Annotated in this window: 20 protein-coding genes; 10 read left to right on the forward strand and 10 right to left on the reverse strand. The window is 66.0% G+C overall.

Annotation, left to right across the window (positions count from 1 at the left end; all coding sequences use genetic code 11):
• The first annotated feature begins 33 nt into the window (after positions 1-33).
• From BHD06_RS17270 to BHD06_RS17290, 5 genes are read left to right on the forward strand one after another with little or no spacing between them, the layout of a single operon-like run.
• Positions 34-789 carry a lytic transglycosylase domain-containing protein gene (locus BHD06_RS17270; RefSeq protein WP_254892458.1) on the forward strand — a complete coding sequence of 252 codons (756 nt, stop codon included), beginning with the start codon at positions 34-36 and terminating at the stop codon, positions 787-789.
• A gap of 3 nt (positions 790-792) precedes the next feature.
• On the forward strand, positions 793-2,877 hold the full coding sequence (gene flhA / locus BHD06_RS17275) for a flagellar biosynthesis protein FlhA (RefSeq protein WP_080458228.1): 2,085 nt from the start codon (positions 793-795) through the stop codon (positions 2,875-2,877).
• Complete coding sequence (locus tag BHD06_RS17280; protein WP_080458229.1) at positions 2,874-3,647, forward strand: flagellar biosynthetic protein FliR; 774 nt, start codon at positions 2,874-2,876, stop codon at positions 3,645-3,647. The genes flhA and BHD06_RS17280 overlap by 4 nt, the downstream gene beginning before the upstream one ends.
• Positions 3,647-4,741: a flagellar biosynthesis protein FlhB gene (locus tag BHD06_RS17285; RefSeq protein ID WP_080458230.1), complete on the forward strand. Its 1,095-nt coding sequence runs from the start codon at positions 3,647-3,649 to the stop codon at positions 4,739-4,741. Before BHD06_RS17280 ends, BHD06_RS17285 begins: the two co-directional genes overlap by 1 nt.
• A complete protein-coding gene (locus tag BHD06_RS17290) occupies positions 4,738-5,169 on the forward strand; it encodes a hypothetical protein (protein ID WP_080458231.1) in 432 nt (143 codons plus the stop codon). The genes BHD06_RS17285 and BHD06_RS17290 overlap by 4 nt, the downstream gene beginning before the upstream one ends.
• A gap of 5 nt (positions 5,170-5,174) precedes the next feature.
• On the opposite strand, the gene BHD06_RS17295 is transcribed toward BHD06_RS17290, so the two are convergent.
• From BHD06_RS17295 to BHD06_RS17335, 9 genes are read right to left on the reverse strand one after another with little or no spacing between them, the layout of a single operon-like run.
• On the reverse strand, positions 5,175-5,663 hold the full coding sequence (locus BHD06_RS17295; RefSeq protein ID WP_376764859.1) for a flagellar basal body-associated FliL family protein: 489 nt from the start codon (positions 5,661-5,663) through the stop codon (positions 5,175-5,177).
• A gap of 31 nt (positions 5,664-5,694) precedes the next feature.
• Positions 5,695-6,423: a flagellar basal body L-ring protein FlgH gene (flgH, locus tag BHD06_RS17300; RefSeq protein WP_139784776.1), complete on the reverse strand. Its 729-nt coding sequence runs from the start codon at positions 6,421-6,423 to the stop codon at positions 5,695-5,697.
• Between the two features lie 20 nt (positions 6,424-6,443).
• Complete coding sequence (gene flgA / locus BHD06_RS17305) at positions 6,444-6,857, reverse strand: flagellar basal body P-ring formation chaperone FlgA (protein WP_080458234.1); 414 nt, start codon at positions 6,855-6,857, stop codon at positions 6,444-6,446.
• Positions 6,857-7,642 (reverse strand): flagellar basal-body rod protein FlgG, encoded by a 786-nt coding sequence (flgG, locus tag BHD06_RS17310; RefSeq protein ID WP_080458235.1) that lies wholly within the window; start codon positions 7,640-7,642, stop codon positions 6,857-6,859. The genes flgA and flgG overlap by 1 nt, the downstream gene beginning before the upstream one ends.
• An 18-nt stretch (positions 7,643-7,660) precedes the next feature.
• On the reverse strand, positions 7,661-8,374 hold the full coding sequence (locus tag BHD06_RS17315) for a flagellar hook-basal body complex protein (protein WP_080458236.1): 714 nt from the start codon (positions 8,372-8,374) through the stop codon (positions 7,661-7,663).
• Between the two features lie 2 nt (positions 8,375-8,376).
• Positions 8,377-8,646, reverse strand: coding sequence for a flagellar biosynthetic protein FliQ (locus tag BHD06_RS17320; protein WP_080458237.1), 270 nt, complete (start codon positions 8,644-8,646; stop codon positions 8,377-8,379).
• Positions 8,647-8,650: 4 nt separating this feature from the next.
• Positions 8,651-8,929 (reverse strand): flagellar hook-basal body complex protein FliE, encoded by a 279-nt coding sequence (fliE, locus tag BHD06_RS17325; RefSeq protein ID WP_080458238.1) that lies wholly within the window; start codon positions 8,927-8,929, stop codon positions 8,651-8,653.
• Positions 8,930-8,951: 22 nt separating this feature from the next.
• Positions 8,952-9,344: a flagellar basal body rod protein FlgC gene (gene flgC / locus BHD06_RS17330; protein ID WP_080458239.1), complete on the reverse strand. Its 393-nt coding sequence runs from the start codon at positions 9,342-9,344 to the stop codon at positions 8,952-8,954.
• An 11-nt stretch (positions 9,345-9,355) separates the two neighbouring features.
• On the reverse strand, positions 9,356-9,742 hold the full coding sequence (locus BHD06_RS17335) for a FlgB family protein (protein ID WP_176214390.1): 387 nt from the start codon (positions 9,740-9,742) through the stop codon (positions 9,356-9,358).
• An 86-nt stretch (positions 9,743-9,828) separates the two neighbouring features.
• On the opposite strand from BHD06_RS17335, the gene BHD06_RS17340 reads away from it, so the two are divergent.
• The 5 genes from BHD06_RS17340 (at position 9,829) to BHD06_RS17360 (ending at position 13,903) form a co-directional block, all read left to right on the forward strand.
• The gene (locus BHD06_RS17340) at positions 9,829-11,181 is read left to right on the forward strand and encodes a FliI/YscN family ATPase (RefSeq protein ID WP_080458241.1); all 1,353 of its coding nucleotides are present in this window, start codon (positions 9,829-9,831) and stop codon (positions 11,179-11,181) included.
• An 82-nt stretch (positions 11,182-11,263) separates the two neighbouring features.
• Complete coding sequence (gene rbfA / locus BHD06_RS17345) at positions 11,264-11,659, forward strand: 30S ribosome-binding factor RbfA (RefSeq protein ID WP_080458242.1); 396 nt, start codon at positions 11,264-11,266, stop codon at positions 11,657-11,659.
• On the forward strand, positions 11,646-12,395 hold the full coding sequence (locus BHD06_RS17350) for a phosphodiester glycosidase family protein (RefSeq protein WP_080458243.1): 750 nt from the start codon (positions 11,646-11,648) through the stop codon (positions 12,393-12,395). Before rbfA ends, BHD06_RS17350 begins: the two co-directional genes overlap by 14 nt.
• Before the next feature lie 36 nt (positions 12,396-12,431).
• Positions 12,432-13,337, forward strand: coding sequence for a tRNA pseudouridine(55) synthase TruB (truB, locus tag BHD06_RS17355; RefSeq protein ID WP_080458244.1), 906 nt, complete (start codon positions 12,432-12,434; stop codon positions 13,335-13,337).
• The gene (locus BHD06_RS17360; RefSeq protein WP_080458245.1) at positions 13,334-13,903 is read left to right on the forward strand and encodes a DUF1643 domain-containing protein; all 570 of its coding nucleotides are present in this window, start codon (positions 13,334-13,336) and stop codon (positions 13,901-13,903) included. The genes truB and BHD06_RS17360 overlap by 4 nt, the downstream gene beginning before the upstream one ends.
• Before the next feature lie 9 nt (positions 13,904-13,912).
• Here the strand turns inward: BHD06_RS17360 and BHD06_RS17365 are convergent, their stop codons facing one another.
• Complete coding sequence (locus BHD06_RS17365) at positions 13,913-14,749, reverse strand: alpha/beta hydrolase (protein WP_176214391.1); 837 nt, start codon at positions 14,747-14,749, stop codon at positions 13,913-13,915.
• Between the last annotated feature and the right edge of the window lie 26 nt (positions 14,750-14,775).

Here is a 14,775-nt window from a genome sequence, read left to right on the forward strand (position 1 = left end):
AACGTGAGATGGATGACCCAGAAAGGGCCAAGCATGCGTAGGATAGTCCAGGGCCTGACGGCCTGCTTCTTGCCGGATGAGCGCGTGCGCCGGGCTGCGGTGGTCTGGCTTATCCTCGGGTCCGTCGCCCTGTCGCTGCCACATGCCGCGACGGCGCGCCCCGCGCATCTGTGCGACCGGGCCGCCGAACGCGCGGCGCGGGAGCATGACGTGCCGCTTGCGGTTCTGCGCGCGATCACACGGACCGAGACCGGGCGCGTGCATGCGGGGCGGATGGAACCTTGGCCATGGACGGTCAACATGGAAGGCAAGGGGCGATGGTTCGAAGATGCCGACGCGGCACGTGCTTATGTCTATCAGGCCTTTCGCCGGGGCGTGCGCAGTTTCGATGTCGGCTGCTTCCAGATCAATTACAAATGGCACGGCGCGCAGTTCCGCTCGATCATGCATATGTTTGACCCCGAGGCCAATGCCTCCTACGCCGCGCGCTTTCTGAAGACACTTCATGACGAGACCGGCGATTGGTCGGTCGCGGCGGGGCATTTTCATTCGCGCACGCCCGAACTCGCGGGCCGGTATCGCGCGCGATTTGAACGGATTCGCAGCGCACTGCCGGATGCGGGTGGTACGCACGACGGAGAGGTGCTCCGCTCTGCGCGCCTGCCTGCCGCGCCCCGTGAGAATTCCTTCCCCTTGCTGGGTGCCGCGCAGGGAAAGGGCGGTCTTGCCTCGCTGGTTCCACTGGGGAATGGCACGCGCGCGCCTCTCATCGCGCTAGGAGGATCGTGAGTGATGAAATCCCTGTCCGTCGCCAATCTCTTCCAGCCGACCGTGATGCTGGCGCTCGCGCTCATGGCGATCATCGTGATGATGATCCTGCCGATGCCGCCATGGATCCTTGACGTCGGTCTCGCGCTGTCCTTCGCGCTGGCCATCCTGATCTTCACGATCACGCTTTTCATCGAACGCCCGCTGGATTTCTCGGCCTTCCCGACGATCCTGCTCGCGTCGCTAATGCTACGTCTGTCGCTCAATGTCTCCTCGACCAAGCTGATCATCGGCCAGGGGCATACCGGCACCGCTGCGGCGGGCGAGGTGATCCGGGGATTTGCCGATTTCATCATGGGAGGCAGCGTGTTTCTCGGACTTGTCGTGTTCGGCGTTCTTCTGATCGTGAATTTCATGGTCATCACCAAGGGCGCGGCCCGCATGGCCGAGGTGGGCGCGCGGTTCGCGCTCGATGGCATGCCGGGCAAGCAGATGGCCATCGACAGCGACATGTCAGCGGGTGCGATCACCCATGAGGAGGCCCGCGAGAGACGCGAACGCGAGCAGCAGGAGACGACGTTTTTCGGATCGCTCGACGGGGCGTCGAAATTCGTCAAGGGTGATGCGGTTGCCGGGCTGCTGATCACGCTGCTCAACCTCGTGATGGGGCTGATCATGGGGACGGTGGTGCATGACATGCCGCTGCGCGAGGCGTTCGAGACCTACACGATCCTGACCGTGGGCGACGGGCTGGTGACGCAGATCCCGGCGGTGATCATCTCGATCGCCTCTGCGCTGATGCTGGCCCGTGGCGGCACGCTCGGGGCCACCGATACCGCGATCTCGGCGCAACTCGCGCGTCACCCGTCAGCACTTGCCACCGTGGCGGTCCTGATGGGGCTTTTCGCGCTGGTGCCGGGCCTGCCCTTTGTGCCGTTCATCCTGGGGGCGGCGATCCTCGGCCTGACTGCCCTGCTGAGCCTGCGCCGTGTCACGGATACTGCGGATTCGGCCGAATCCGAAGAGACCCGGCCGCGCCCACCGGAGGCCTCGATGGGCGATCTGCTGGAACTGGACGATATCCATGTCGAGTTCGCCACGGATCTGGTGAACATGGTGCTCGATCCGGGGGTTGGGCTCGATGCCCGGATCGCCAACATGCGCCGCTACACGGCCACGCAATACGGGCTGATCCTGCCGGAAATCCGCCTGACGGACGAGCCCGGGCTCGCCCTCGGCGGCTACGTGATCCGGGTGCACGGTGCCGAACAGGCGCGTGGGACGTTGCGCGCCGAGGCGGTGCTCGCGCTCGATCCGGACCGTCATCCGGCGCTACCGCCCGGGGATACGGTGACCGAGCCGGTCTATGGGGCGCCGGCGCGCTGGATTTCGGCGGCGGAGCGCGATGCGGCGGAACTGGACGGCGTGACGCTGGTCGCGCCGACCGAAGTGCTCGCCACCCACCTGCTCGAGGTGATCCGGCGCAACCTTGGTCGACTGCTCACGCTCAAGGCCATGCGCCGCCTGCTCGACGAAATGGTCAACCTTACGGATCGCACCCGCGCAGAGGCCAATCGCAAACTGCTCGAGGAGACGATCCCCGACCGGGTCACGCCCGATCTGCTGCATGCGGTTCTGCGCCTTTTGCTGGCAGAACGTGTCTCGATCCGCAATCTGCCGCTGATCATCGAGGCCACGGCGGAAGGGCGTCAGATATTGCCCACCCCCGATGCGATATGTGAGCATGTCCGCCAGCGTCTCGGCTTCCAGATCGTGGCCGAGTTGCAGCGCCCCGACGGGACGCTGCCGCTGATTCAGTTGGCCCCGGAATGGGAGGACACCTTTGCCGGTTACCAGGTCGAGGGCGACAAGGGGCGGCGCGACGTGGCTCTGCCGCCCGAAATTTTCAACAGTCTGACCGACGCCATAGGCGCGGAGGTCAGCCGCGCAGCCGACCAGGGGATCGCGCCGGCCGTGGTCACCTCGACGCAACGACGGCGTTTCCTGCACACCGCACTTTCGGCCAAGCATGTCAGCGTGCCGGTCCTGTCGTTCGAGGAAATCGGGATTGACGCCCGCCCGGCGCTTGTCGGGGTCGTGGCGGCATGAGCGGGACGGCGGATCTGATCGCGCTGTCGCGGGACATTCTGACCCTGCATTTCATTGTCTTTCTGAGGGTGGCGCCGCTGATCGCCCTCTTTCCGGGCTTCGGCGAGATGTCCGTGCCGATGCGGATCAAGCTGGGCCTCGCGCTCGCGCTCACGCTTTTGGTTGCCGCTGCGGCCGGGCCTGACATGGCGGGCCCTGATCGGGGCGCGGTTCCTCTCGTCCGGCTGGTTCTGGTCGAGAGCGGGATCGGCCTCTTGCTCGGCATCGGCGTTCGGCTCTTCGTGCTCGCCTTGCAGACTGCGGGCTCAATCGCGGCGCAATCCACCTCGCTGTCGCAGATTCTCGGCAATGCCAGCATCACGCCGATGCCGGCCATGGGGCATGTTCTGGTCACCGGTGCGATCGCGCTTGCGATGGTCCTCGATCTGCATGTGCGCCTGGCGGAAATGGTCGTGCTGAGCTACCGGATCTTTCCGCTGGCCGAGGGCCTCTCGGGGGCCGAGGTTGCGCATTGGGGGGTGGGGCGTGTGGCGCATGCGTTCGGCTTTGCCTTCACGCTGGCGGCCCCCTTCGTGATTGCATCGATGCTCTACAACCTGACGCTGGGCATCATCAATCGCGCGATGCCGCAGCTGATGGTCGTCTTCGTCGGTGCGCCGGCGATTACCGGGGCGGGGCTGTTCCTGCTGATGCTGCTCGCGCCGACCATGCTTGCGATCTGGGTCGAGGCGTTGCAGGGCTTTCTCGCCGATCCGGTGGGAGGCGGCTGATGCAGGGAGCAGAGGACGACGCCGACAAGACCCACGAGGCGACGCAACATAAGCTCGACGAGGCGCGCAAGAAGGGCGAATTGGCCCGTTCTGCTGATCTGAACACTGCCGGGTCCTATGGCGGGTTCCTGCTTGCGGCGCTGGCGGCGGGGGGGGCGTCGATCACCGATACGAGTTCGATCCTGATGCTCTTTCTCGACCGGCCCGACCGGCTCGCCGATCTCATTTTTGCGGCCGAGGGCGGTGGCGGCGGGGCGGTGCTCGGCGGGGCCGTGTGGGCGGTGACAGGCGCGCTCGCGATCTGGTTCGTGCTGCCCGGGATCATGGCGCTGCTGTCGGTACTTGGGCAGCGCAGCCTGGTCTTTGCCCCCTCACGGCTTGAGCCGAAACTCTCGCGCATCGACCCGGTCGAGAACGCGCGCAACAAATACGGGCTGAGCGGAATTTTCGAATTCGCCAAAAGTGCGGTGAAACTGTTGCTCTACGGCATCCTGCTCGGGCTCTACCTGAACTGGCGGCTGCCCGTGATTGCGGGGGCCCTGCATGGCGAGCCGCTGATCATCGGCGCGTTGATGGCGCAGATGACGCTGGAATTCCTGCTGGTGGTGCTGCTCATCGCGCTCGCTATCGGCGCGGTGGATTACCTCTGGCAGCACTACGATCATCGCCGCAAGCAGATGATGTCGCACAAGGAGCTGCGCGATGAACACAAGGAGCACGAGGGCGATCCCCATATGAAGCAGCAACGGCGGCAGAAGGCCATGCAGATCGCGGGCAACAAGATGATGGCGGATGTGCCGCAGGCGGATGTGGTGATCGTGAACCCGACCCATTACGCGGTGGCGTTGAAATGGAGCCGTGCGCCCGGCTCGGCACCGGTCTGCGTGGCCAAGGGCGTCGATCACATGGCGCATGCGATCCGCGACCTGGCCTTCGAGCATGGTGTGCCGGTGCATAGCGATCCGCCCACGGCGCGCGCCCTTCATGCCGGAACCGAGATCGGCGAGGAGATTGATCCGGCGCATTACCGCGCCGTCGCCGCCGCGATCCGTTTTGCCGAGGCGATGCGGCGCAAGGCGGGGCGTCCGGCATGAGCCGCGCGGAGTTCGACGATCTGGCCGAGGTGACCGAGGCGCTCTATCAGGCCGAATTGGCGCGCGTGCAGGACATCCTGCGCGACGAGACCCGGCTCCGGCAGGATCTGGCCCGGCTCTCGGCGCATCATCAGGCCAACCGGGCCCTGCCCCAGGCCGATCTCGACGGATTGCGGCGGATCGGAGCGGATGTGCTGTGGCACGGCTGGGTCGGGCGCAACCGGGTGCGGCTTCAGGAAGAGCTGGCGCGCGTTCTCGTTCGCAAGGCGGGCGCGTTGCGCAAGCTGCGCGCGGGATTCGGTAAGGCGGAGGCGGTCCGCCAGCTACGTGCAGAGACGCGAGAGGCTGACACGCGGGCGCGGCTGGCGCATGAAAGCGCGATCCTCACGCGGCTGGCGCTGCTACGAGACCGCAGCGGCAGCGGCTGAGCGGCTCAGACGTCCTGTCGGGCGATCTCGGTGATCAGTACGTCGCGGGCGGTCTCGCCCAGGACGCGGGCGGCGACGTCGCGCAGCGCCCGGCGCAAGGCATCCATCCTGTCCGCGCCGGTGAATTCGCCGTCAAAGCCCCCCATGTTGGCGTGATCGAACAGCACCTGGAGAAACCCGTCACGCAGCTTGGGCTCGCGCGCATAGACAGTCTGTGTCTGACCGCCGGTGACCTCGAGGCTGAGCGACAGCACGACCAATGCGTCGATCCGCGCATCGCTGACCACGGGGATGACGAACTGGTTGTTGAGCCTGACGAAGTCGCTGTCGCCTGCCGTCTCTTCGGCATGTGCGGTCTCTGGCCTGTCCGTTTCCGCCGGGCTGTCCTGGGTCTGTTCCAACGCATGCGCGTCCTGCGCGGCGGGGCGAAGGACAAGCCCCGCCGCGATGCCGCCGACGGTTCCGAGCAAGGCGAGGAAAAGGGGCAAAAGCATGCGCATCATCCGGTCGGTCTCCGTCGCAGGGTCAGAAGGGCAGGATCGCGTCCAGCACCTGCTGGCCGATCCGGGGTTGCTGTACGTCGGTGATCTGGCCGCGCCCGCCGTAGGAAATGCGCGCCGCCGCGATCTTGTCATAGGTGATCTCGTTCTGCCGCGAGATATCCTCGGGCCGCACAAAGCCGTTGACCAGAAGTTCGCGCAGTTCGAAATTCACCCGCATTTCCTGCGAGCCTTGGATTTCCAGCACGCCGTTGGGCAACACCTGAGTCACGGTGGCGGCCACGCGCAGGGTGATTTCCTCGCTGCGGCTGACCGAGCCGTCGCCACCCGACTGGCTGGAGGAGTTGATGCCGACGGCGCGGTCAAGGCTCGCGCCCTCGGGCAGGCTGCGGTTGATACGTTGCGGGAGGCCGAAAAGATCCGGGATGCCCAGATCTTCCGAGCCGCTGCGCGAGCGTTCCGTGGTGTTGGAAATCTCGGCCTCCTCGTCAAGCTCGATCACCACGGTCAGGATGTCGCCTCGCGTCGCGGCGCGCCGGTCGCCAAGCAGCGACTCGCGATCACCGCTCCAGAGCGAGGCGCGCTCCAGCAGGGCAGGATCTTGCGCGTGCCGGGGCAGGCCCGGGTTGAACATGGCGAGTTGCTCGCGCGAGTCCATGGTCGGGGTGAAATCCGGTGCCTTGCCGACATGGTCGAGGCGCGCGCAGGCAGCGAGCGCGCAGGCGGTGACAATCAGGGTCAATGTCCGGAACATGGCTTTGCTTTCTCTTCGTTTCATCGAGATACCGCGATCCGGCCATCGTCGGTTACCCGGCCCGTGACCGTGGCGCGCGAACCCAGATTCATCACACGTACATATTCCCCGGCTCCGGCCCGCGAGAGGGCGCGCCCCTCGGTCAGGATTTGCAGGCCGCCATGGGCATAGATCAGCGGCACGATCTGGTTGCGCTCGATCAGCGTGGGCGGCTGCACGTGATGGGCCAGAACCGGGCGCCCGGGATAGAGCGCGACCCGCGCCTCCATGCCGATCAGATCGGCGAGCGTGGTGGGGCCCGCCCCCTCGCCGGGCTTGAGCAGCAAATCGCCGGGGCCGATGACCTCCTGCGCGCGGATCGTGCGGGTGGGCACGATCACATCGGGAAGGGCGGGGCCCGCGACGCAACACAGCAGGATCAGCACGCGAAGCATCAGCGCACCTGCGTCGTCGCGGCGAGCATCTGGTCGGCGGCCGTGATCACCTTGGAGTTCAGTTCATAGCCGCGCTGTGCCTCGATCAACTCGGTGATCTCGCGCACCGGATCGACGGAACTGTCCTCGAGATAGCCCTGCCGCAGGGTGCCGAGCCCGTCCTGGCCCGCGGTGGTCACATTGGGCGGCCCCGAGGCCTCGGTCTCGATGAAGAGGTTGCTGCCGATCGCTTCGAGCCCCTTGGCATTGCTGAAGCCTACGAGGTTGAGTTGGCCTATGGACTGCGCCTCGGCCTCCTCCTGAAAGAAGGCGAAGACCTCACCCTCGGCATTGATCGAGATGCTGCGCGCGTCTTCGGGAATGGTGACCTCGGGGGCGACCGGGTAGCCTTCGGAATTCACGATCAGCCCGTCCGCCGAGCGTTTGAGCGCGCCGTCGCGGGTATAGCCCGACTGGCCCGACGGCAAGGTCACCTCGAGATAGCCTAACCCCTCGATCGCGAGATCGAGATCGCCGCCGGTCGCGCTCAGCGGTCCCTGCGCGAGATCGACCGAAATGGCCGAGGGCCGCACGCCGAGGCCGAGTTGCACGCCGGTCGGCAGGACCGTGCCATCGGCAGCGTTGATGGTGCCCGCACGGGTCAGTTGCTGGTAATGCAGATCGGCGAATTCGGCGCGGCGCGCATTGTAGCCCGTGGTCGACATGTTGGCGAGATTGTTGGAAATCGTTTCCACCCGCATCTGCTGGGCGGCCATGCCGGTCGCGGCGATCTTGAGAATACGCATCGGGCGTTCCTTTCAGGGTCAGCGGGTGAGGGAGTCGAGCGCGTTCATCACCCGCTCGTTTTCGGAATCGAGAAAGCTCTGGCCCATCTCGTAGGCGCGCTGCACTTCGACCATGCGCGCGATCTGGCCGATCGGATCGACGTTGGAGCCTTCGATAAAGCCTTGCAGGATGCGGGCATTCGGCTCTGGATCGAAGCCGCCTTCGGCGCGGAACATCACCCCGTCCTCGCGCAGCAGCACGGCCCCTTCGGCGGGCCGCACGAGGCCGATCTGCGCCAGCGGGCGCCCGTCGGAACTCAGCGTGCCATCGGACGACAGGCCCAGATCGGATGCATCGGGCGGCACGAAGACCGGTGCACCGCCCGCATCGAGCAGTCGGAACCCGTCGCCGGTGACCAGGTCGCCCGCCGCCGATAGCGAGAAGCTGCCCGCCCGCGTCAGGCGTTCGCCCGCCGGGGTCTCGATCAGAAAAAAGCCATCGCCCTCGATCGCCATGTCGAGCGGCCCGCCGGTATGGTTGAGCGGGCCTTGCAGGCTGGAGAGGCTGCGCACATTGCCCTGTGCCATCGACACCGAGGCATCATCCGCCGTGCGCCGGACATATTCCGAGAACACCAGCCCCTCTTGCCGAAAGCCGGTGGTCGCTGCATTGGCGATATTGTTGGCGATGATCTGCATCTCGCGCATCAGCCCCGTCTGGCGTGTCAGGGTGGTATAGCCTGCGGTTTCCATGGTCAGCCTCCTGTGATCATCGGCACAAGCCGGTCCTGAAAGAATGTCACCAGTGTCTGGGTCATGAACCCCATGGTCAGCCAGAACACCACGACGATGGCACCGAGTTTCGGCACGAAGGTGAGGGTCAGTTCCTGGATCGAGGTCAGCGCCTGAAAGAGACCGACCAGAAGCCCGGCGACAAGCGCGACCGCGAGGATCGGGAAGGAGATGATTACCGAGACCCACAGCCCCTCGCGCAGGGTGTCGAAGAAGAGAACCTCATCTAGCATCTGCCTAGACCGGCATCCGCAGGATTTCCTGATAGGCCTCGACCACGCGGTCGCGCACCGTGACCGCCGCCTCGACCGCAAGCTCGGTCTGGGCGAGCGCCTGCACCAGCGCATGCGGATCCGCGCCGCCGGTCATCGACGCCTGGGCGAGGTCTTCGCTTTGTTGCAGCGTGGCGGCAAAATCCCGGGCGAGTCCCTGAAAGGCGGCCCCCGCCTCCTGCGGTTCGGTGGCCGGGCGGGTGGCGGCGTATTGTCGGGCGGCGTTGACTGCGCTGATATCCATTCTGGATCTCCTGTATTGCGGGTTAACGTCTGAGCAATTCCATCAATCGCGACGACATCTGCCGCGTCTGATCGAACATTTTGAGATTGGCCTCGTAGCTGCGTTGCGCCTCGCGAGCGTCCGCGATCTCGATCATAAGATCGACATTGGAGCCGTCGAAATGCCCGCTCTCATCGGCGAGCGGATGTCCAGGGTCGTAGACGCGCTGCAGTTCGCTGCGATCGAGGCGCACCGGTCCGGTCTCGACCGTGCCGACCGCGTCGCGCAGGCCGAGCGCGGTCTCGAAGGCTACGGTCTTGCGCCGGTAGCCGGGTGTGTCGGCATTGGCGATATTCTCGGAGACATGCTGCAAGCGCTGGGCCTGTGCCTGCAGGCCGCTGGACGACACCGAGAGGGCCTTGGAAAACTCGCTCATTCTAATCCTCCTTATCCGCGTCCCAATGCGGTACGCAGCACGGTCAGCGACGAGCGGTAGATCGCGAGGGCTCGGCTGTGCTGGCGCTGCACGTCGATGGCACGCAGCATTTCGGTTTCCAGGGAAACGGAGTTGCCATTGGGATCTTGCGTCGCCGCGTCGTCGCGGATGGGCTCGAACCTGCCCGGTCCGTCGCCGAGCAAATGCCCGGGCCGTGTTGCACGCGGTGCCGTGGCTTGCCCGCCGGTTTCATAGAGCGCGGCGAATGGCGCGATGTCGCGGGCCGCGTAGCCCGGCGTGTCGGCATTGGCCATGTTCTGCGCGACCACGGCCTGACGCGCCCCGGCATGGCGGGCCATCGCATGCGACATGCGAAAGATGTCGAGATTTTCAAACATCGGGGCTTCTCCCTCGATTGGCTTCAATCAAGGCTTAACCCTGATTCCTTTAGAAATTGTTTTCAGACAATGATTGGAACGTACGGATGACCGGAAATCAGCTTGAGGGCCTCAGGGCCGAATTGTCGGCGCTCAACGCCACGCACCCGATTGGCCGCGTGACGGCGGTGCAGGGCGGGGCATTGCATGTTTCGGGCCTGTCCCGCGCCGCGCGCCTCGGGGATCGGGTTCGGATCCAGACCCGGGCCGGGGCCGTGTTGCATGGCGAGGTGCTGCAACTGCAACAGGCGGCGGTTCTGGTTCTGCCAGAAGAGGCGGCGGAGGGCGTGGCGCTCGGCGATCGGGTGACCCTGCTCGGGGCTGCCACCATCGCCCCCTCGGCGGGTTGGATCGGGCGGGTGATCGACCCCTTTGGCCAGCCGCTCGACGGTCGTCCGCTGCTGCGCGGGATGCGGGCTCGCCCGATCCGCGCCGATCCACCCGCACCGGCGCGCCGTCGGGCGCTTGGCGCGCGGCTGGAGACGGGTATGGCGGTGTTCAACACGTTCCTGCCGGTGGTGCGTGGTCAGCGGCTCGGGCTTTTTGCCGGGTCGGGGGTCGGCAAATCCATGCTGCTGGGCCACCTTGCGCGGCATATGCAGGCCGATGTCGTGGTCGTCGCGCTGATCGGCGAGCGCGGGCGCGAGCTTGGTGATTTCGTGCGCGACGTGCTGGGCCCCGAGGGGATGGCGCGCGCTGTGATCGTCGCGGCGACTTCGGATCGGTCGCCGTTGGTGCGCCGCCGTTGTGCCTGGACGGCGATGGGGGTCGCAGAGCATTTCCGCGATGCGGGTAAGCAGGTCTTGTTCCTTGCCGATTCGGTCACCCGCTTCGCCGAGGCACATCGCGAGATTGCCACCGCGGCGGGGGAACTGCCGGCGCTGCGCGGCTTTCCGGCCTCGACGGCGCATACGATCATGTCGTTGTGCGAACGCGCCGGGCCGGGCGATACGAACGACGCGGGCGACATCACCGCGCTTCTGACCGTGCTCGTGGCCGGTTCCGACATGGAGGAACCCGTGGCCGACATCCTGCGCGGTGTGCTCGACGGGCATGTCGTGCTCGATCGGCAAATCGCCGAGCGCGGGCGGTTTCCAGCGATCGACCTGCTGCGCTCGGTGTCGCGCAGCCTGCCCGGGGCAGCGAGCGACGAGGAGAACGCCCAGTTGTCACAGGCGCGCGCGCTGCTCGGGCGGTATGCCCGGTCAGAAACGATGATCCGAGCCGGGCTCTATGTCGAGGGCAGCGATCCCGATCTAGATCAGGCCGTAAAGATATGGCCCGAGCTAGACGCCTTTCTCGCCGAGCCCGAGAGCAAGGGTATCGCCAACAGCTTTGCCCGGCTTTCGGTCATCTTGCGGCGCGCCGGGGCAGGCGGGCGCGGCATGGTACGTGTTTAGAGGGCGGGAGCCGTCTGAGGGATTTTGCCGACTCCCGAAATCCGCGCTTGGAATGCGCGGGCACAGCGATTAGATGCGAGACATGGCCAAGAATAAATTCAATGACGGGCCCGGGCCCTCGCAACGTCAACTCCGCGTCGGAGAACTCATCCGCAGGACGCTCTCGGATGTTCTGATGCGGGGCGATATCCACGATCCCGATCTCAACCGCCTGTCGGTCACCGTGGGCGAGGTGCGCACCTCGCCCGATCTCAAGATCGCGACCGCCTATGTCATGCCATTGGGTGGAAGCGGGCAGGGCGAGGTGATCGAATTGCTGGCGCGCAACAAGGCCGAGCTGCGCCGGATCATCGGGCGCAAGGCAGGGCTCAAGTTCACCCCCGACCTGCGCTTTCGGCTTGATGAGACCTTCGATCAGATCGACGAGACGCGCAGGCTGTTCGAGCAGGACGAGGTGCGCCGGGATGTTGAGGACTAGGCTCTGCGCGGCCCTCGCGGCCTGTTTGTTGGCGGCTCCCGCGGTGGCGGAGTGCCGGGCGGAGCAAGTCGAAGGACAGGGCTATGTGATCTGCGCGGTCGAGGCGGAGGCCGATCTGCGGCTGTTCCTCAATGAGGCCGAGAGCGGCGTGCCGCTTGGCAGTTTCGCCAGCATCGACCGGCAGCTTGCGCGCGAGGGCAAGCGTCTTGGCTTTGCGATGAATGCCGGGATGTATCATTCGGATCGAAGCCCCGTGGGGCTCTATATCGAAGAGGGGCAGGAGGCCGCACCGCTTGTCACCCGTGAGGGGCCGGGGAATTTCGGGCTGTTGCCCAATGGGGTCTTTTGCCTGCGCGACGGGCGCGCGGAGGTAATCGAGACGCTGCGCTATGCGCAGGAGCGCCCCGATTGCCGTCATGCCAGCCAATCCGGCCCGATGCTGGTGATTGACGGCGCACTGCATCCGCGGTTTCTGAAGCATAGTGACAGCCGGTATATTCGCAACGGCGTGGGCACGTCCGACGACGGGCGGGCATGGTTTGTGATCTCTGACAGGCCGGTGAATTTCCATCGCTTCGCCCGGGTGTTCCGCGATCATCTGGGCGCCGATCAGGCGCTCTATTTCGATGGCAAGGTGTCGCGGCTATACGCGCCCCGGCTCGGCCGCAACGACCTCGGGTTTCCGCTCGGGCCGATGGTGGGGCTTGTGGTTGACGCGGAGACCCCGCTGGATTAGCCCTGCGCTTCGTTCAAAAGCAGGAAAAGGCCGCAGATGGCACGCAAACGCAAGGGGCGCGACGTAAACGGGTGGCTGGTGGTGGACAAGCCTGCGGGCATGACCTCAACCAGCGTCGTGAACAAGGTGAAATGGGCGCTCCAGGCGAAGAAGGCGGGCCATGCCGGCACGCTCGACCCCGACGCGACCGGTGTTCTGGCGGTGGCGCTTGGCGAGGCGACCAAGACCGTTCCCTATATCACCGACGCGCTCAAGGCCTATGAATTCACCATCCGGCTGGGGCAGGCCACCAATACCGACGATGCCGAGGGCGAGGTGATCGCCACCAGCGACGCGCGCCCCACGGATGATGAGATCAAAGCTTTGCTTGGCGGCTTTGTCGGCGACATCATGCAGGTGCCGCCGCGCTATTCCGCCGTCAAGATCGACGGGCAGCGCGCCTATAAACTGGCCCGCGAGGGCGAGACATTCGAGGTCGCCGCACGGCCGCTCTGGGTGGAGGAGCTGCTGCTCGTGGACCGGCCGGATGCCGATCACGCGGTGCTGGAGATGGTCTGCGGCAAGGGTGGTTACGTGCGCTCGGTCGCCCGCGACCTGGGCGAGGCGCTTGGCTGTCACGGGCATGTCGTGGCGCTGCGGCGGGTCTGGTCGGGCCCGTTCGAGGCCGAAGGCGGGCTGAGCATTGAGCAAATCGAGGCGATGGCGCAGTCCCCCGATCTCGACACGTATCTGCGACCCTTGGAAGAGGGGTTGAGCGACCTGCCTATGGTCACCGCCACACAAGAGGGCGCGGCGCGGCTGCGTAACGGCAACCCCGGCATGGTGTTCGCAAGTGACGTGGAGTATGGCGAGGAATGCTGGGCCGCGCAGGACGGGCGCGCGGTTGCCGTGGGCCGCTTCAAGGCGGGCGAGTTGCACCCGAGCCGGGTGTTCAATCAATGACCGCAAATGCCCCCGATCATCTGCATGATCCGGGCGGCAAGGTGCGGCTGCGCCTGCCCGACGGGGTGATCGGCGGGGCGACGTTTTCTGACTGCGGGCGCTATCGGCAGGCGCTGACCCGCGACTGGACGCCTGCGGGCGATGCCGCGCGCGCGGTACTTTTCGTGGGGATGAACCCGTCGGTGGCCGGGGCGGAGGTGTCGGACCCGACCTGCCACCGCGAGTTGATGTTCGCCCGCGACTGGGGCTTTACCCGCTACCTCAAGGGCAATGTGCTGGACTGGCGCGCCACCTCGCCGCGTGATCTGCCGCCCGATCCGGCGCTGGCGTGCAGTGCGGCGAATATCCCCGCGCTGGTGGCGATGGCGCAAGAGGCGGACTGCGTGGTGATGGCCTATGGCAAGCTGCACGCGCGTTACGCGGGCATGGTGAATGAGGCCTTGCGCGCGATTGCCGAAACCGGTCGACCGCTCAAATGCCTTGGGCTGAACAAGGACGGATCGGCCAAGCATCCGCTCTATCTGCGCAAGGACACCGCGTTGATGGATTTCCCCGCGCTGCCCTGACGTCGCGGATCAGGAGGGACCGTCAAGGCTGTCGAACCAGCCCCAGGCGTCGGCGGCGAGGTTGGGGCCGATTTCGTAGAACCAATGGGTGTGATCGGGGATGAGGTGCAATTCCGTGTCGTGCCCTGCCGCCACAAGCGCCGCCGCTGCCGCCTGCGCGCCTTCCACCGAGAAGATGTGATCGCGCTCGCCGAGATAGAGCCGCAGCGGGGGCGCCTCGGGCGTGGGGCGATACTGATCGGGCGGACCATAGCCGCCGTGCAGCGCAGCCGCGCGCCAGGGACCAATGCCGCGATTGACGAGCAGGGCGGCGTAGTTTGCCCCGGCCGAGTGACCGAACAGGTAGACATGCGCGCGGTCGATGGGCCGCGTCGCGGCGACGGTGTCGAGCATGGCCGCGATGCGCGGTGCCGTGATGTCCTTTGCCGCCCAGGTCTGGCCCGGCGCATCCGGGGCGATCAGCACCACCGAACGTGTGCGCCCGACCCGTTGCCACATGTCGAGCATCGACAGGCCGTCGCGATTGGCCCCGTGCAACAGCACGACCACCGGGGCCGCCGCTTCGCCGGGGGGCACGAGGGCGTGCCAGAATAGGCCGTCGCTTTGATACCGGGTGCTCTGTCGTGTGATCTCGGCGGAGGGGCTATAGTCGAACTTACCCGGCATCGCGGGCGTCAGAAAGCCACGTCGCCGTTCGACCAGCGTGCCGGGACGTATCTCGGGGGCCGTTGCCTGTTTGGAGACAGGCGTTGCCTGTTCGGTCGTTGGTACCAGCAACAGCGCCGCGACGACAAGCGCAAGCGCGCCACCGACGATCCCGATCAACACAACACGCAAAACTCTCATCTGATACTCCGGGAAACCAATAGGGT

Source organism: Roseovarius sp. A-2, assembly GCF_002072155.1.
Classification (GTDB): domain Bacteria; phylum Pseudomonadota; class Alphaproteobacteria; order Rhodobacterales; family Rhodobacteraceae; genus Roseovarius.

Excerpts from the sequence above, each read along its gene's own strand:
- BHD06_RS17270 (WP_254892458.1), top strand. The coding sequence starts at position 34 with ATGCGTAGGATAGTCCAGGGCCTGACGGCCTGCTTCTTGCCGGATGAG.
- flhA (WP_080458228.1), top strand. The coding sequence starts at position 793 with ATGAAATCCCTGTCCGTCGCCAATCTCTTCCAGCCGACCGTGATGCTG.
- BHD06_RS17280 (WP_080458229.1), top strand. The coding sequence starts at position 2,874 with ATGAGCGGGACGGCGGATCTGATCGCGCTGTCGCGGGACATTCTGACC.
- BHD06_RS17285 (WP_080458230.1), top strand. The coding sequence starts at position 3,647 with ATGCAGGGAGCAGAGGACGACGCCGACAAGACCCACGAGGCGACGCAA.
- BHD06_RS17290 (WP_080458231.1), top strand. The coding sequence starts at position 4,738 with ATGAGCCGCGCGGAGTTCGACGATCTGGCCGAGGTGACCGAGGCGCTC.
- BHD06_RS17295 (WP_376764859.1), bottom strand. The coding sequence starts at position 5,663 with ATGCTTTTGCCCCTTTTCCTCGCCTTGCTCGGAACCGTCGGCGGCATC.
- flgH (WP_139784776.1), bottom strand. The coding sequence starts at position 6,423 with ATGTTCCGGACATTGACCCTGATTGTCACCGCCTGCGCGCTCGCTGCC.
- flgA (WP_080458234.1), bottom strand. The coding sequence starts at position 6,857 with ATGCTTCGCGTGCTGATCCTGCTGTGTTGCGTCGCGGGCCCCGCCCTT.
- flgG (WP_080458235.1), bottom strand. The coding sequence starts at position 7,642 with ATGCGTATTCTCAAGATCGCCGCGACCGGCATGGCCGCCCAGCAGATG.
- BHD06_RS17315 (WP_080458236.1), bottom strand. The coding sequence starts at position 8,374 with ATGGAAACCGCAGGCTATACCACCCTGACACGCCAGACGGGGCTGATG.
- BHD06_RS17320 (WP_080458237.1), bottom strand. The coding sequence starts at position 8,646 with ATGCTAGATGAGGTTCTCTTCTTCGACACCCTGCGCGAGGGGCTGTGG.
- fliE (WP_080458238.1), bottom strand. The coding sequence starts at position 8,929 with ATGGATATCAGCGCAGTCAACGCCGCCCGACAATACGCCGCCACCCGC.
- flgC (WP_080458239.1), bottom strand. The coding sequence starts at position 9,344 with ATGAGCGAGTTTTCCAAGGCCCTCTCGGTGTCGTCCAGCGGCCTGCAG.
- BHD06_RS17335 (WP_176214390.1), bottom strand. The coding sequence starts at position 9,742 with ATGTTTGAAAATCTCGACATCTTTCGCATGTCGCATGCGATGGCCCGC.
- BHD06_RS17340 (WP_080458241.1), top strand. The coding sequence starts at position 9,829 with ATGACCGGAAATCAGCTTGAGGGCCTCAGGGCCGAATTGTCGGCGCTC.
- rbfA (WP_080458242.1), top strand. The coding sequence starts at position 11,264 with ATGGCCAAGAATAAATTCAATGACGGGCCCGGGCCCTCGCAACGTCAA.
- BHD06_RS17350 (WP_080458243.1), top strand. The coding sequence starts at position 11,646 with ATGTTGAGGACTAGGCTCTGCGCGGCCCTCGCGGCCTGTTTGTTGGCG.
- truB (WP_080458244.1), top strand. The coding sequence starts at position 12,432 with ATGGCACGCAAACGCAAGGGGCGCGACGTAAACGGGTGGCTGGTGGTG.
- BHD06_RS17360 (WP_080458245.1), top strand. The coding sequence starts at position 13,334 with ATGACCGCAAATGCCCCCGATCATCTGCATGATCCGGGCGGCAAGGTG.
- BHD06_RS17365 (WP_176214391.1), bottom strand. The coding sequence starts at position 14,749 with ATGAGAGTTTTGCGTGTTGTGTTGATCGGGATCGTCGGTGGCGCGCTT.